This is a genomic window from Pandoraea cepalis (genome assembly GCF_902459625.1).
Lineage (GTDB): Bacteria > Pseudomonadota > Gammaproteobacteria > Burkholderiales > Burkholderiaceae > Pandoraea > Pandoraea cepalis.
The window spans coordinates 240,753-257,387 of the sequence record NZ_CABPRY010000003.1; the positions used below are offsets into that span (position 1 = coordinate 240,753).

At 64.8% G+C, this 16,635-nt stretch carries 11 protein-coding genes; 7 read left to right on the forward strand and 4 right to left on the reverse strand.

All coding sequences use genetic code 11. The features are described from left to right. Positions 1-50 precede the first annotated feature (50 nt). Complete coding sequence (locus tag PCE31107_RS09205; protein WP_150607908.1) at positions 51-1,388, reverse strand: efflux RND transporter periplasmic adaptor subunit; 1,338 nt, start codon at positions 1,386-1,388, stop codon at positions 51-53. A gap of 29 nt (positions 1,389-1,417) precedes the next feature. Then, positions 1,418-2,323, reverse strand: a complete 906-nt coding sequence (locus PCE31107_RS09210; RefSeq protein ID WP_150607910.1) for an alpha/beta hydrolase — start codon at positions 2,321-2,323, stop codon at positions 1,418-1,420. Between the two features lie 241 nt (positions 2,324-2,564). Here PCE31107_RS09210 and PCE31107_RS09215 point away from each other — a divergent pair, with 241 nt between their 5' ends. The 6 genes from PCE31107_RS09215 to PCE31107_RS09240 all read left to right on the forward strand — a co-directional run bounded on the left by PCE31107_RS09215 (position 2,565) and on the right by PCE31107_RS09240 (position 8,506). Further along, the gene (locus PCE31107_RS09215; RefSeq protein ID WP_150607912.1) at positions 2,565-3,578 is read left to right on the forward strand and encodes a LysR family transcriptional regulator; all 1,014 of its coding nucleotides are present in this window, start codon (positions 2,565-2,567) and stop codon (positions 3,576-3,578) included. A 503-nt stretch (positions 3,579-4,081) separates the two neighbouring features. After that, positions 4,082-5,134: a collagen-like domain-containing protein gene (locus PCE31107_RS09220; protein WP_150607914.1), complete on the forward strand. Its 1,053-nt coding sequence runs from the start codon at positions 4,082-4,084 to the stop codon at positions 5,132-5,134. Positions 5,135-5,369: 235 nt separating this feature from the next. Beyond that, positions 5,370-6,347 carry an adenine nucleotide alpha hydrolase family protein gene (locus PCE31107_RS09225; RefSeq protein WP_150607916.1) on the forward strand — a complete coding sequence of 326 codons (978 nt, stop codon included), beginning with the start codon at positions 5,370-5,372 and terminating at the stop codon, positions 6,345-6,347. A 5-nt stretch (positions 6,348-6,352) separates the two neighbouring features. Next, entirely contained in the window at positions 6,353-6,910 is a 558-nt protein-coding gene (locus PCE31107_RS09230; protein ID WP_130026181.1) for a DUF6445 family protein, read from the forward strand. 32 nt (positions 6,911-6,942) lie between these two features. Beyond that, a complete protein-coding gene (locus PCE31107_RS09235; protein ID WP_130026180.1) occupies positions 6,943-7,305 on the forward strand; it encodes a hypothetical protein in 363 nt (120 codons plus the stop codon). Positions 7,306-7,330: 25 nt separating this feature from the next. Further along, complete coding sequence (locus tag PCE31107_RS09240; RefSeq protein WP_150607918.1) at positions 7,331-8,506, forward strand: radical SAM protein; 1,176 nt, start codon at positions 7,331-7,333, stop codon at positions 8,504-8,506. A 53-nt stretch (positions 8,507-8,559) separates the two neighbouring features. Here the strand turns inward: PCE31107_RS09240 and cphA (PCE31107_RS09245) are convergent, their stop codons facing one another. Next, entirely contained in the window at positions 8,560-11,136 is a 2,577-nt protein-coding gene (gene cphA / locus PCE31107_RS09245) for a cyanophycin synthetase (protein WP_150607920.1), read from the reverse strand. A gap of 152 nt (positions 11,137-11,288) precedes the next feature. Continuing rightward, positions 11,289-13,919: a cyanophycin synthetase gene (gene cphA / locus PCE31107_RS09250; protein ID WP_150607922.1), complete on the reverse strand. Its 2,631-nt coding sequence runs from the start codon at positions 13,917-13,919 to the stop codon at positions 11,289-11,291. Between the two features lie 297 nt (positions 13,920-14,216). Between cphA (PCE31107_RS09250) and PCE31107_RS09255 the strand changes: the two genes are divergently transcribed. After that, positions 14,217-16,619, forward strand: a complete 2,403-nt coding sequence (locus tag PCE31107_RS09255) for a cyanophycin metabolism-associated ABC transporter (RefSeq protein WP_150607924.1) — start codon at positions 14,217-14,219, stop codon at positions 16,617-16,619. Positions 16,620-16,635 lie beyond the last annotated feature (16 nt).

Below are 16,635 nucleotides of genomic sequence, written 5' to 3' on the forward strand. Positions count from 1 at the left end.
GGGTCGTTCAGGGCGCGGTTCGCGCGTGCGCAGGTGAGCGTGGGCGCATTTCACGAACGCGTCGCCGTGGTGGCCGCCGCGACCGAACGGGCCGTGGCCGGCTTGGCGCCCGCGCTGGCCTTGGGGTTGTGCTGAGGCGGCTGGCTCGAGGTGTTCGCAGGCGTGCCGGCGGCAGTGTCGGTAGCGGTGGCGTTGGTGGCCATGGCCGGCGCCACGATGTCGTGCCCGTCGCCCGTATCGCCGGCCATCTTCACGGCCTTCGGCGTGACCGGATCGCCCGGACGCACGCGCTGCAGACCATTGACGATGATGCGCTCGCCGTCCTTCAGGCCACTGGCGATCTCGATGAGGCCGCCGTGGCGCTCGCCCAACTGTACTTCGCGATACTGCACCTTGTTCTGCGGGTCGACGACGAGCACGAACTTCTTGCTCTGGTCGGTGCCGATGGCGGCCTCGTCGACAAGCAGCGCCGGGTGCGGTTCGCCGCCACCCACGCGAATGCGGGCGTACAGGCCCGGCAAGAGCGCGCCGTCGGTGTTATCGAAGCGCGCACGCACGCGGATCGTGCCCGAGGTCGTATCAAAACGGTTATCGACCGAATACACGGTGCCCTTGCGCGAATAGCCGGACTCGTTGGCCAGGCCCAGGTCGACGGGGACGCCGTTCGTCTTCGCGGTATCGCGCGCGAGATAGCGCAGATAGGTCTGCTCATCGACGTCGAACGCAGCGTAGATCGGCGAGACGGAGACCACGGTGGTCAGCGCAGGCGATTGTGCGCCGGCCGATACCGTATTGCCCACCGTGATTTCCGCGCGCGAGACCCGACCTGCGATCGGCGCCACGATTTGCGTGTAGCCGAGGTTGATGCGAGCGGTTTCGAGCGCGGCGCGTGCCGCTTTCACGTTGGCGGCAGCCTCGCGCGCGGCGTTTTCCTTCTGGTCGAAGTCCTTCTTTGCGATGGCGTTATCCGCGATCAGCCGCTGCGCGCGGGCGAGGTCGGTGCTGGTGAAGACGTCGCGTGCCTGCGCCGACGCGAGTTGCGCCGCGGTGCGGTCGACTTCGGCCGCATACGGACGCGGATCGATCGTGAAGAGCGCATCGCCCTTTTTCACGAGCTGTCCGTCCCTGAAATGCACGGCGGTGATGGTGCCCGACACGAGCGGCTTGATGTCGACGCGATCCACGGCGTCGAGGCGGCCGGAATAGCTTTGCCAATCGGTCACGGTGCGTGAGATCACGTTGGCTACGTCGACTTCCACTGTCGGCATGACTTGCGCGCTGGGAGGCGTGCTGGCGTCGACGCGCACGACCGTGAGCGTGCCCAGGGCCACGAGCGCCACCGTAACGGCGGCGGCAATAAGAACGGGTTTGCGAGCGAGGGTGGTCATTTTTTTAAGATCTCCGGAATCGGATGGACTCACTGGGGGGCACCGGTGGCGGGTGGCGCCAGCCGGCGTGTCAGGAACGCGGCCACTTCCCGCAGTGCGGCGGGCAGGGCGGCCAGGCCGTGATGGGACGCGCTGCGATGGCGCGTGACCTGTGTCGGCACGCCGGCGGCGATGAGCTCCGCCGCATATTTTTCGGCTTCGACGTGTAGCAGGTCGTGTTCGGCAGAAGCAATCAGCGTGGGCGGCAGGCCCGCGAGACGGCGCGATTCGAGCGGCGCGGCGTACGGATGCAGACGCTGCGTTGCGTGCGGCAAATAGGCGCGATAGCAGCGGGCGCACTCGCTGGCTTCGATATCGCTTGGCGTGCGCCCGTCGGCCAGGCGCGTCATGCTGGGGTCGAGCAGCGGAGCGAGCAGTACCTGTGCCGAGATGGCAATTTCACCGCGATCACGCGCCATCATCGTCAACGCTGCGGCGATGTTGCCGCCGGCATCGTGCCCGGCCACGGCAAGACGGCGCGGGCTGGCACCGTAGCGCCGGGCGTTGCGGTGCAGCCAGCGCGCGGCGCACCACGCATCTTCCGGCGCGGCGGGGAACGGGTGTGCCGGGGCGAGCGAATACCCCACCGAGACCACCAGCGCGGGGATGTGCAGAGCAAGATAGCGGGCCGCGGCGTCGCCGTCGTTGAGCGAGCCGTGGCAGAAGCCGCCGCCGTGGAAATACAGCACGACCGGCAAATGCGCTTCGAGCGGCACCACCACGCCCGCCGCCCCGGCGTGGGCGGCATCGGCGCCGGCGTGGCCGGTCGGCCGATACAGACGCAGGGTGACCGGGCCGGCATGACCGGCGATGCTCACCTCTTCGATGCGCAGTCCGTCGTCGGTGCGGTGCGTTTGGCCCGGACGTCCCGAGGGCGACTTGGCGTTGGCTGACATATGGCGTTGGGCTCGCGAGCGCGATACCCCTCTGATGACATTTGATGGATCGAAGTCTAGAGGCGACGGACATCGGGATAAACGCCTATAATTTGGCAACACTATTCGGTCAGATCGACTAATCGATGTCGGCCTTGCCGGTATTGGCTTCTGCCGCCGACCAATTTGCTTATGCACTTGCAATGCGCGTGAAATAAGCCGGATTGGCTGATGCAACCACGTTTTCGAATGGGGAAATGTCATGGATCGCTTGCAAGCGATGCAGGTATTCACGCGAGTTGTCGAGGCAAACAGCTTTTCACGTGCGGCCGACAATCTCGGTTTGCCGCGCACCTCGGTGACCACGATTATTCAGAACCTCGAGGCGCATCTGGGCACGCGGCTGTTGCAGCGTACGACCCGGCGACTCAACCTGACGCCTGACGGGGCTGCGTATTACGAGCGATGCCTGCGCATCCTCGCGGATATCGAGGAAACCGAATCGTCGTTCCGGGAGAGCAGCCAGCGCGTGCGCGGCAAGCTGCGCATCGACATGCCGGGTTCGCTCGGCAAGCTGGTGGTGCTGCCGGCGCTGTGCGAATTTCACGAACGCTACCCGGAAGTCGAACTGATGGTGGGCATGGGCGACAAGCCGGTCGACCTGATCCAGGAGGGCGTCGATTGTGTGTTGCGCGTTGGCACGCTTCAGGATTCGAGCCTGGTCGCGCGACGCGTGGGCCTGTTCCAAAGCCTGACGTGCGCGTCACCGGCTTATCTCGAGCGCATGGGCATGCCGCATTCGCTCGACGACCTGCAACGGCACACGGCGGTGCACTACTTCTCGAGCCGAACGGGGCGCGTCGTCGAGGACCAGTTCCTGGTGGACGGCAAGGAGGTCGAGATCCCCATGACAGGGGCGGTCGCGGTCAACGACGCCGAGGCGTATCTGCAATTGGGACTCGCGGGGTTCGGGACGGTGCAGCTCGCGCGCTTCATGGCGCTGCCGTATCTGCAATCGGGCCAATTGGTCGAGATTCTGCACCAGTGGAAGCCGCCCCCCATGCCGATTTCGGCCGTGTATCCGCATAACCGGCATCTATCGCCGAAGGTTCGCGTGTTTGTCGACTTCATCGCCGAACTCTTCGAACGTTGCCCGTTGCTGCAAGGGCTCGACGAAACCGCAGGCTCATGCAAGCCGACCGTGGCGGCCGACGACGCAGACGGACACTGGGCCTCGTACGGCACGCAAATGGCGCCGCAAGACGTCGTGGTTTGACGGATTGGCCGGCGGCGCCGGCCCACCTCGCAACACCGGAAGACGCGCCCGCGCGGCCGCCCATCAAGCGCCGCGCGGGCGCTTCGTTTTGCGCATGCTGGCGCCACTGGAGGGGCGGGCGACCGTGGCCGGATGCCGCTGTCACGGTGCTCGGCAATGCGCGCACGGCCGAGTTGGACCACCTGACTGTCCCTAGCTTCGTGGCAAAGCAAAGCACGCCGCGCTTGGGAAAATTCTTAATCAGAAAAGCGCAAACGCGCCGCCGCCAGAATGATTTCGTGTCGCGCTTGCCGCCTGGCGCCCTGTGTCTTGATGCGGTAAGGCACCAGCATTGCCGCAGGTGAGCGGCCGTCCCTCGTACCTCTCTTTCGTCTCTTTCCCGACTTGAATCGATGGCTCTCGCAGTGCGTTTGCGAGGCTACACGGCGTTTGGGTCTTTCGGAATTCATCAGAATCGCTCTCGCAGGTGTCCGATGTTTAATTGATTCAAGGAGCAAAGCACCATGAACGAGAACGATCTGGAACTGCAACTCAACGAAGACCAAATCCGACACATTCAAGCGATCACCGGGCAGCGCATCGGCGCTATCCGAGTCGTGTCGAGCTTCCCGGAACTTCGCGGTGTGTACGGCGCGCAGGGGGCCGGGGTGCAAGGCCATCCGAACGGTCAGGGTTTGCAAGGCGTGCAAGGCGTGCAGGGGCCGCAAGGCGTGCAGGGCGTGCAGGGGCCGCAGGGCGCTCAGGGCGTGCAAGGCCCGCAGGGATATCAGCACGCCCAGGGCATTCAGGGCATGCAGGGCCCGCAAGGTATGCAAGGTGCTCAGGGCATGCAGGGACCGCAAGGTATGCAAGGCGTCCAAGGCATGCAGGGACCTCAGGGCATGCAGGGTCCGCAAGGGGCTCAGGGGTATCAGCACGCTCAAGGCATTCAGGGCATGCAGGGCCCACAAGGTATGCAAGGTGCTCATGGCATGCAGGGCCCACAAGGTGTGCAAGGTGCTCAGGGCATGCAGGGTCCACAAGGTATGCAAGGTGCTCAAGGCATGCAGGGCCCGCAAGGTATGCAAGGTGTCCAAGGCGTGCAGGGCCCGCAGGGTATGCAAGGTGTCCAAGGCGTGCAGGGCCCGCAGGGTATGCAAGGCATTCAGGGCCCACAAGGTATGCAAAGTGCTCAGGGCATTCAGGGCCCACAAGGTATGCAAAGTGCTCAGGGCATGCAGGGCCCGCAAGGTATGCAAGGTGTCCAAGGCATGCAGGGCCCGCAGGGTATGCAAGGCATTCAGGGCCCACAAGGTATGCAAAGTGCTCACGGCATGCAGGGACCGCAAGGTATGCAAGGTGCTCAGGGCGTGCAGGGACCGCAAGGTATGCAAGGTGCTCAGGGCGTGCAGGGACCGCAAGGTATGCAAGGTGCTCAGGGCATGCAGGGTCCGCAAGGGTATCAGCACGGCCAAGGCGTGCAAGGCGCTCAGGGTCTGCAGGGCCCGCAAGGCGTGCAAGGCGCTCAGGGCATACAAGGCCCGCAAGGCGTGCAAGGCTCGCAAGGACTCCACTGATTCGACGTGACACCTTGGTCGGACACGGGCGCGAAACCGCAGGTTTTATCGTCCGCTCGTGTCTATTGCGTGTGATGCGGCTCGCGCCCGTAGTGCGTCGAGTCGCGAATTCCGGGTGTCCTGGCGGGCACCCGGCATGGGAGCCGCGGTGATGTCGTCAACTCTCTTACCTTTGTCAGCAGAACAGCGCGCGCGGTTGTTCAACGCGACCGGCGCGCCGCTGCGCAGACTCCGTGTGGAATCCTCCACTGGCATCGGCGTTGCCGTCGATCGCTACTGTGCCCGGTGCCTGCTCACCGAAGACTTGCCTGGCGTGCATATCGAAGCCGATGGCATTTGTCAGGCCTGTCATGCGTTCGCGGCCGAAGCCGCACGCGGCGACTACACGCAGCGCCGTCTCCTGGAGGTCGTGCAATCCTGTCGCGGAGAAGGCACGCCAGACGCCGTAGTGGCCTATTCCGGGGGCAAGGACAGCGCGCTCACACTGCTCCTTGCCGTAAAGGAGTTGCATTTGCGCCCCATCGCCGTGCTCGTCGACAACGGCTTCATTCCCGATGAGGTCAAGGACAACGCGAGGACATTCTGCGCGCGCTTTGGCGTAGCGCTGGTGATCGAGACGATCGACATTCGCCAGGTGGCCCGCGAATCGCTGGCGTCCAGTTCCGGCAAGATTCCGTGTACCTCATGCATCGGCGGAGTGTTTGCGGCGATGGCAAAGGCGTGCAGAACGTACGGTGTCCGACTCATTCTCAGTGGACACCGATTTCCACCGCTGGCGTATCCGGTGAGCGGATTCACGAAGCGTGACGCCGACAACGGCTTCTTCTGCGCCTCGCCTTTGCTCGCGCGAGGGCTGAGCGAGGCCGAGCAGATGCAGTGGATCCGGCACGCCGGTTGGCAACCCACGGCCATGGCGGGCAACACATCGAACTGCAAGCTGATCGGTGTGGTGGAGCAGCATCTCTATGACGTGCAAGGATTCAATCCCCACATCTACGAGGTGTCGAAGGAGATTCGCGCCGGCTTCTACGATCGACGCACGGGGTTTGGCAAAGTCGATCGTCCGGAGATATCCGCCGAGCACCTGCAATGGGTGCGTGAGCGCATGCTGCCGGATGCGCCCGAGACGCCGACCGCACGCGATGCCGGGCGTGTCCCGGAGGACGCCGCTATGCGAGGGCGCCAGCGTGACGAACCGGCTACGCCAAAGTGAGCGCCATGCACGACTCCATCATCGTGACCGACGATTTCTATCGCGATCCCGCCGACGTGCGCGATTTCGCGTTGAGGCAGACCTTCGCGGTCAAGGGCAACTATCCCGGTGCGCGTACCGAGGCGTTTGTCCACGACGGCGTCACGTCGGCAATCCAGGACATCGTGAAGTCGCCCATCACCTATTGGCCGGTCGACACCTACAACGGTGCGTTTCAATACAGCGTGCAGCGCGATATCACGTGGGTGCATGCCGACCACACCACGGTGTGGTCCGGCGTGGTCTATCTCACGCCCGATGCACCACCGACGGCAGGAACGGCCTTCTTCCAGCATATCGAAACCGGCTTCGACCTCTACCCCGATGACGACGACCAGCGGCAACGTTGCGACGCCGATGCCGCCGCATGGGAGCGCTGGGAGATGACCGACCGCATCGCGAATCGCTTCAATCGCCTCATCCTGTTTCGCGGTAGACGGTTTCACGCGAGCCAGGGGCATTTCGGCGACTGCAAGGAGAACGGGCGCCTGTTTCAAACGTTCTTTTTCAACACGCAATATTGACGTTCCCCTTCCTTTCGATCGGAGGTACTTTCATGACGGCTTCGGAACTCTTCTTCCCGGTGGGTTCGCTCGACCTGAGCGAGGCGCAATCAGCAGAGATCAAATCGGCGTTCGGGCATGAGATGGCGGCCGTGCCGCTCTATCGGGTAGTGCCTGTGTCGTCCAGTGACCGGTACGTTGCGTTGGAGGGCGTGCCGGGTTTGCCGGGAATTCTGGTGCACTACCGCGACGAAGATCCTGCCCAAGGCGGAAAGATCATCGCGTCGGTCAGGGCGGAAATGGCGCGCGGACCGGACGACTCCGCCGTCTTCGCGGCACACACGAAGCTGATGGCGCCGCGAGCCGAGAGCGAGTCCGCCAAAAGCGGGCCGCCGGCGGCCGGCAAGCGCAAGTGAGCGGCGCCGCGCGTCGTCCCGCACCATGCTGACCCCACCCGGCGCGGCGGCGCACGGCAACGCTAACGCTCACGGCGATCTGTTGGTGATGGTCAAGGTCGCCGAGCGTTGCAATATCGACTGTAGCTATTGCTACATGTATCACGGTGTCGATCAGGGCTGGCGCGAGCGGCCGAAGCGGTTGCACGCGTCCCACCTTGATGCGCTGGTAACGCGTCTGGCGGAACATCGCAGTGCGTATCCGACGGCGCGCATGACGCTGGAGGTTCACGGGGGTGAGCCGCTGCTGCTCGGCAAATCCCATACCGAGCGCTTCTTCTCAAACTTGCGACGGCGCCTGCCGGCGTCGGACCTCGCCATCATCACGCAGAGCAACGGCGTGTTGATCGACGATGACTGGCTGGATATTTACGCGCGATACGACGCGAGCCTGGGCATCAGCTGCGATGGGCCGCCCGACATGCATGACCGGCATCGGTATGACTTCGCGCGACAAGGTACGGGCGAGCGCGTCGAGCAAGCGATTCTGCGATGTCTTGCGCATCGCGCATCGCAGCGGGTCTTCAATGGGGTGCTGGCCGTGATCGATCCGAATCATGACCCGGTGCGCATGCTCGATTACTTTCGGTCGCTCGGACTGACGGCCATCGACTTTCTGCTCCCCGATGCCAATTTCGCGGCACCGCCCCGTCACATCCAGGCCTACACACACGCTCGGCTGCTCAGCTTCCTGTGTCGAGGGTTCGATGCCTGGCTTGCCACCGACGATCCGGGCTTCAGCGTGCGCATCTTCGAAACGTTCATTCGCGGCGTGCTCGGTCGTCGCTCGGAACTCGATGCCTTTGGCGGGGCGCTTGCGCCGATCGTCGTCGTGGAGAGCGATGGCAGTTATCGCTTGCTCGACGTGCTCGCCATCTGCGAGGAGGGCGCAACCCACACCGGGTTCAACCTCACGTCTCACCCGTTGCAAGCCTGCAGCGATTTCGCGCGCACTCGCTACCCCGAGCCCCACGCGACTTGCCTGCAATGCGAGGCATTTGCGGCGTGCGGCGGGGGATACGTCGCCCACCGATTCGACGGGCGCAGTTACGATAACCCCAGCTTTTACTGTCACGCGCTGCTGGGTTTTTATCGCCACGTCCGGGCGCGGGTGCAGGGCGTGACGCCTCCGATCTCGCTCACTGAAAACGCAAAGGGCTGAGTTCGTAACACCTCGAACTCAGCCCTGCCAGACTCAACGGTGCAAAAGCGTGTTCAGGCGCTCGCCTGCGCCACGCGTTGCGAGAGATGCGCGAGGGCGTCGTCGACCTGATCGATGAGAATCAGGCAGAGATCGCCGGGTTGCAGGCGTGCGAGCGCCGTGTCGATGGCCACGAACTCGCCGTGAATCTCGTCGATGTGGCTGGCGCGTCGCGCGCCGACCAGACCTTCGCGCAACAGACCCAGCACTTCGCCGTCTTCGCGGCCGCGCTGGCACTGATCCTGGTAGAGCAACACGTCGTCGAACGCATCGCCAAGGATCTGTGTCTGACGGCGGATATCCTCGTCACGACGGTCCCCCGCGCCGGAAATCACGACTGAACGGCGTCGTGCCGGCATCGTCTCGATCGCCTGCGCAAGCGCGGCAATGGCGTCCGGATTGTGGCCGTAGTCGGCAATCACGGTCGCGCCGCGGTAGTCGAACACGTTGAAGCGCCCCGGCGCGGTGCCGGCGTCGTTCACGAAGGTGGCCAGCCCGGCCCGGATCGTCGCCGGATCGAGGTTCAGCGCCCAGGCCGCACCAATGGCCGCCATCGCGTTCTCGACCTGGAACCCGATGCTGCCGCCGCGCGTAAGCGGAATCGCGGCGAGAGCGTAGCGGGTCTCTTTGCCGCCGTGACACGTCACGATACTGCCGCCGTCGACATAGACCACGCGTTTGCCCTTCGCGCGATGCGTGGCGAGCACCGGATGTGCAATGTCCATGGCGAAGTAGGTCACGTCTCCCGGGCAGGCGTCTGCCATGCGCGCCACCATCGGATCGGCGGCATTGAGTACGGCCATGCCGCGCGGTGCCACGTTGCGCACGATCACACTCTTGAGCACGGCGAGGTCTTCCACCGTGTTGATGTACGACAGGCCCAAGTGGTCGCCCATGCCGATATTGGTCACCACGGCCACATCGCAGCGGTCGTAGGCCAGGCCTTCGCGCAGCAAGCCGCCACGCGCGGTTTCGAATACGGCGGCATCCACGTCCGGATGCATCAGCACGTTGCGCGCGCTGCGCGGGCCGCTGCAATCGCCCGTGTCGATGCGCTGGCCGCTGATATAAATGCCGTCGGTGCCGGTCATGCCCACGCGCAGGCCTTGCTGGCCGATGAGGTGGGCAATCAGGCGCACCGTCGTGGTCTTGCCGTTCGTGCCGGACACGGCCACGAGCGGAATGCGGCCATCGTCACCGTCGTCGAACATCGTCGAGACGATGGCTTCGCCGACCGCGCGGCCCTTGCCGTAAGACGGCTGCAAGTGCATGCGCAGGCCCGGCGCGGCGTTGACTTCCACGATGCCGCCCGCCTGATCTTCGAACGGCTTGATGACGGTCTCGCACACGGCATCGACACCGGCGATGTCCAGCCCCACCTGCTGCGCAGCGGCGATGGCGCGCGCGGCGATTTCCGGATGGACGTCGTCGGTCACGTCGGTGGCCGTGCCGCCGGTCGACAGGTTGGCGTTGTTGCGCAGCACGATTCGCGCACCGGCTGCTGGCACGGAGTCGGCGTTCAACCCCTGCTTGGCAAGCGTGGCGAGTGCAATGTCGTCGAAACGAATCTTGGTGAGCGAGGTCGCATGGCCTTCGCCACGGCGTGGGTCGGCATTGACCGTCTCGACCAGCTGGCGCACGGTGTGCACGCCGTCGCCGGTCACTTGCGGCGGATCGCGGCGGGCAGCCGCGACCAGCTTGTTGCCGATCACGAGCAAACGGAAATCGTGCCCCGGAATATAGCGCTCGATGATGACGTCGCGGCTGATGTCCTGCGCGGCTTCGAACGCTTTCTCAATCTCCTCGCGCGTGCGCAGACGCACGGCCACGCCCTTGCCCTGGTTGCCGTCGCGCGGTTTGACGACGACCGGTGCGTCGATTTCCTGCACCAGCTTCCACGCGGCTTCGATATCGCGCACGGTGCCGCCCAGCGGGACCGGCACACCGGCGGCGTGCAGCAACGTCTTGGTCAGATCCTTGTCTTGCGCAATCGACTCGGCCACGGCCGACGTGCGGTCGGTTTCCGCCGCCTGAATGCGGCGTTGCTTGCTGCCCCAGCCGAACTGCACCATCGAGCCTTCGGTCAGGCGGCGATATGGAATGCCGCGTGCGACGGCGGCATCCACGATCGAGCCGGTCGACGGGCCGAGGCGCACGTCTTCATCGAGATCGCGCAGGCGATAAAGAGCATCGGCCAGGTCGAACGGGCCATCGTCGAGGGCCGCGTGGATCAATTGCTGCGCCAGTTCGAAGGCGAGACGTCCGACAGGTTCTTCGCTGTACTGCACCACCACCTGGAACGTACCGGGTTCGATGGTCTGCGTCGTTTGGCTGAATGTCACCGGGCACCCTGCCGCGGCCTGCAGATGCAGGGCCGTCGTGGCGAGGGCGTCTGCCAACGACACCGGACGCTCTTCGGCGTCGGGCGTCAGCGCCGGCAGTTCGGGAAAGCGTGCACGCAGGCGAGCCTCGAAACCGGCCAGATTGCCGATCGAGTATTCCAGATCGGTGCACATCACGATCGCCTCGATGGCGGTGTGACGGCTCCAGAGGTTGGGCCCGCGCAATGCGCGGATACGGGAGACTTCCATAAATTGCAATCCCTGTCTGTCCACTTCGCGTCCCTGTATGTCGGTGGGTTGGCGAGAAAAACGACTGTGGCTTGGGTATTCGGTAACGGGCTAAATACGCGAGGGGACGGCGGCAGATCACCCTGCACGCCGCCCCTCGCGGCTCACGTCGGTCAGGCCGCCAGCGCGCGCGCCGGCTGGCCCATCCACTGATGCACCAGATCGAGCATCGCGGTCGCTCCGCCTTCGTCGGCTTGCAATACGAGCAGGTCACCGCTCACGAGCTGGGCCAGCGCCGCTTCGGCTGCCGCCCGTCGCTCGCCGGCGTCAATCACCTGCACTTTGCGCTCGGCATCGATGCCCGCGCGCAGTTGCGCACGCGACTCGGCCAGCGGGCGCTTGCGCTCGACGCTCAGGTCGTCGCACAGCACGACTCGCTCGAACGTCTGCGCCAGCAGTTTGCCCTCGGCTTGCAGGTCGTCGTCCATCCGGTCGACGCCGGGGCCGTACACCACCATGCGCCGCTCGGCGGGCAGGGTCGCCAGTGCCGCGGCCAGCGCCGTCAGCGCCGGGGCGTTATGGGCGTCGTCGACGATGACCGTCGCGCCTTGCTTTTCAAACAGGGTGAAGCGGCCCGGGGCATCGACCTGACCCACGTCGAACGTGGTCACGCCGGTGCGCAGGACGTCGAGCGTCACGCCCATCGACCAGGCGGCCGCGACGGCCGCGAGTACGTTTTCGATCTGGAAGCCGACACGGCCGGCATAGGTCAGCGGCATGGTGGCCGTCGCACCGAGCGTGGTTTCCTCGGTACCGTTGGCCAGCATGACGTCGCCGTTGCGCACGAACACCGCGCGCTTGCCTGCGGCGCGATGCGCCACGATGGCCGGCAGGTGTTCATCCAGCCCGAAGAAGATGACGTCGCCGTCGCACAGCTCGGCCATTTCCACGACGAGCGGATCGCGCGCGTTGAGCACAGCCACGCCGTCGGGCAGCACCACGTCGATCTGCGTGCGCATCACGCTGAACATCCGGTCGACGTCTTCGACGAAGTACTGGCCCAGATGATCCGGACGGTCGATATTCGTCACGATACCCACCTGGCAGCGGTCGTACGCGAGGCCTTCGGAAAGGATGGCGGTGTTGTCGTTCTCGAACACGGCCGCGCTCACGCTCGCGTTCATCAACACACGGTGCGCGGCGTCCCAGTTGGCACAGTCACCTGCCTGCACCAGACGCTTGTCGAGGAACAGGCCGTCGCTGCAGGCAAGACCGGTGCGCTCGCCCGCGAGTTGCAGCACATGCGTGAGCAGGCGGGCGGTCACCGTCTTGCCGTTCGTGCCGGTAATGCCGACAACCGGAATGCGACCGGCGTCGCCATCCGGGAAAAGATGATCGACGATGGCGCGACCGACGGGGCGGGGGGCGCCATCGGCGGGTTTCAAATGCATGAGCAGGCCGGGGCCGGCGTTGACTTCGACGATGGCGCCCCGCTGTTCGACCAGCGGGCGCGAAATGTCTTCCGCCACCAGATCGACGCCGGCGATGTCCAGACCCACGATACGCGCGGCCAGCGACGCATGCGCAGCCACGCTCGGGTGCACGCGGTCGGTCACGTCGAACGCGACGTTGCCGTTGCGCTGGATCAGCACGTGCTTGCCCTCGGGCGGCACGGCATCGGCGTCGAAACCCTGGCGCTTGAGTTCAAGCCGGGCCGACGAATCGATGCGCACGCGGTTGAGCGGCTGGTCTTCGGCGCTGCCGCGGCGCGGGTCGCTGTTGATCTGCAACTCGATGAGTTCCGAGACCGTGTGCTGGCCGTCGCCGACCACCGTGGCCAGTTCTCCCATGGCCGCAGCCACGACGCGCCCGCCCACGACCAGCAGACGGTGTTCCAGACCCGGCACGAATCGCTCGACGATCACGCCGCTGCCTTCTTCCAGAGCGACTTCGAATGCCGTGACGACTTCGTCGCGCGTGGTGAGATTGATGAACACGCCGCGGCCGTGGTTGCCGTCGTATGGTTTCACGACAACCGGCAGGCCGATGTCTTCGGCGGCTTCCCACGCATCGTCGGCGTTCTCGACCAGGCGGCCTTCCGGCACGGGCACGCCGCACGATTCAAGCAGTTGCTTCGTGAGATCCTTGTCGCGCGAGATGCTCTCGGCGATCGCGGGGGTACGGTCCGTTTCGGCGGTCCAGATGCGACGGGCGGCGGCGCCGTAGCCCAGTTGCACCAGATTGCCGTCGGACAGACGAATATGGGGGATGTCGCGGTCGTCGGCGGCGTCGACGATGCACGCCGTGCTTGGGCCGAGGCAGTGTTTGTCGACCAGGCCGCGCAACATTTCCACCGCGGCATCGACATCGTAGGGGCGGTCTTCGATGGCCGCCATGACCAGATCGCGGGCCGCGAACAGCGCGGCGCGGGTCACGTCTTCGTGCCAGGCCCGCACGATCACTTTATAGACGCCTGAGATCGGGGTTTCACGCGCCTTGCCGAAGCCCCCGGGCATGCCGGCGAGGTTTTGCAGCTCGAGCGTGACGTGCTCGAGAATGTGGCCGGGCCACGTGCCTTCACGCAGGCGCTGAAGGAAGCCGCCGCGCTCGCCGATGCTGCAACGGTGCTCGACAAGCGTCGGCAACCATGCCGACAGTCGCTCGGGGAATCCAGGGATCTTGTTGGACGGGAACTCCTCGAGTTCGCCGATATCGACCCATGCCTCAAGCACCGGCCGATATGTCCACATATTCGGGCCGCGCAGCGACAGGACATCGAAAATCTCAATGTCTTTCTTTTTCATACTCAAGGCAAAATCACGCATCAAGGCGGGGTTCGGAGAAGCTGGCGAGGCCGCTTTCAGGCGGCACCGCCGCTTGCGCTCGTGCAGTTAACTGGTTACTTAACGTAAGAATCCGTAAACGGTTGACCGTCGCAACAATATTTCCATGCTGCACTGTGTCATCGCGGAACTCCACGCCGCAAAAGGCGTCGCTGTGGTTATACTTGCGGCAATTTCGCGGACTGACAGGGAAAGTCCGCCTCGTTATTTCCTCGTTTGCCCCGATGTCCGCCCCTTGAGGACACGTCTGCCGCAGCAATGACCGACATCCCCACTCCGACAGCGCCCCCCGCGGCGGCCCCGACTGCCCTTTCCGAGGGTAGCCCCTCCGGCGCGGCTGCCGAGTCCTGGTATTCCGACGTCGCTTCGCAACTGGCCGACGACGAAACCGTACTGGCCTGGCTGACGGTCGATCTCGACGCACAGCTGCATTTCGCGCATGGCGTGGTGGTCGCGACCGAGCGCCGGATCCTGGCGCTCGACGCGCGTCGCGACGCGCATTCGCAAACAGGCAGCCAGCCCGGTTGGCAGTCGTGGCCGTATCGCGCTGACCTGTCGCTGACACATACCGATCATGCGGGCGTTGGGGCGCTGGAATTGTGCGACGCGCGCGAAAAGCTGGCGAGCTGGCGCTATACGCTGGGCCATAATCCGGCCGCGCTGACGCTGTTGGACACGGTGTTGCGGCAGCGCGACGCGCGGGTGGCGGGCTATACCGCCAGCGAGGTACCGGACGAAGTGGGTACCTGCCCGATCTGTCAGGCGGAACTGCCGCCGGGTGCCGACGAGTGTCCGCAATGCAACCCGGAAGTCGAACCCCCACCGTCGACGTGGGCATTGCTGCGCCTGTGGCGGTTCGCGCGGCCATACCGCTTCGAGTTGCTGGCCGGCTTCCTGCTCACGCTCTGCGCCACCGGGGCCACGTTGATCCCGCCGTATCTGACGATGCCGCTCATGGACAACGTGCTGATCCCGTTCCAGAACGGCAAGCCGATCGATTACCACCTGGTGGGAATTTATTTGTCAGGCCTGATGGGGGCGGGCGTGGTGGCCTGGATATTGGGCTGGGCGCGCACGTATCTGCTGGCCAAGGTGTCGGAGCGCATCGGTGCCGATCTGCGCACCGCGACGTACTCGCATCTGCTGCGCCTCTCGCTGGAGTATTTCGGCGGCAAGCGCACGGGCGACCTGATGGCGCGTATCGGCTCGGAAAGCGACCGCATCTGCGTGTTCCTCTCGCTGCACCTGCTCGACTTCGCCACCGACGTGCTGATGATCGTCATGACGTCGGTGATCCTCGTGTCGATCAATCCCTGGCTGGCTGCCGTCACGCTGTTGCCGCTGCCGTTCATCGCCTGGCTGATCCATCTGGTGCGCGACCGTTTGCGCCACGGCTTCGAGAAGGTCGACCGGATCTGGTCGGAAATCACCAACGTGCTGGCCGATACCATTCCGGGCATTCGCGTGGTGAAGGCGTTCGCTCAGGAAAACCGCGAGGTCGCGCGCTTCAAGGAAGCCAATCGCCATAACCTGGTGGTCAACGACCGTGTGAACAAGGTGTGGTCGCTATTCTCGCCGACGGTCACGTTCCTCACCGAGGTGGGGCTGCTCGTCGTGTGGATCTTCGGCATCTGGCAGGTTTCGAAGCACGAGATCACCGTCGGTGTACTCACCGCGTTCCTTACCTACATCAGCCGCTTCTACACGCGTCTCGATTCCATGAGCCGTATCGTGTCGGTCACGCAAAAGGCAGCGGCCGGTGCAAAGCGCATCTTCGATATTCTCGATCACGTCTCGAACGTTCCCGAGCCGGTCAACCCGGTGCACCTGAAGGAAGTGAAGGGCGCCATCGACCTGCGCGACATCGGTTTCCGCTACGGCAACCGGGCGGTGATCCGGGGCATGGACCTGCGCATCGCGCCGGGCGAGATGATCGGTCTGGTGGGACACAGCGGTTCGGGCAAGAGCACGCTGGTCAACCTGATCTGCCGCTTCTACGACGTGTCCGAAGGCTCGATCCAGATCGACGGGGTGGACATTCGCGCCTTGCCGGTGTCGGACTTCCGTCGCAACGTCGGCCTCGTGTTGCAGGAGCCGTTCCTGTTCTTCGGCACGATTGCCGAGAATATCGCTTACGGCAAGCCGGAGGCGACACGCGCCGAGATCGTGGCGGCCGCGCGCGCGGCACACGCGCACGAGTTCATCCTGCGTCTGCCGCACGGATACGATTCGCTCGTCGGCGAGCGCGGACAGGCGCTGTCGGGCGGCGAGCGTCAACGCATCTCGATCGCTCGCGCCCTGCTGATCGACCCGCGCATCCTGATTCTCGACGAGGCGACGTCGTCGGTCGACACGGCGACCGAGAAGGAAATTCAGAAAGCGCTGGACAATCTCGTCAAGGGCCGCACGACGATCGCCATTGCGCACCGGTTGTCGACGCTGCGCAAGGCCGACCGGCTGGTGGTGCTCGATCGCGGCAAGATCGTCGAAGTGGGCAACCACGATGCGCTGATGGCCCGCGAAGGCGCTTACTACACGCTGTACCAGGCCCAGCAGCGCAACGTCGACACGGATATCGACGCGGCACTCGAGACGGTCGAAGCCGCCGCCGTGCTGGCGGCCGTGACCGCGGCACCGGCCCAGCCGCTTTCCGCCACCTGAACGTTCGCGAAGACAC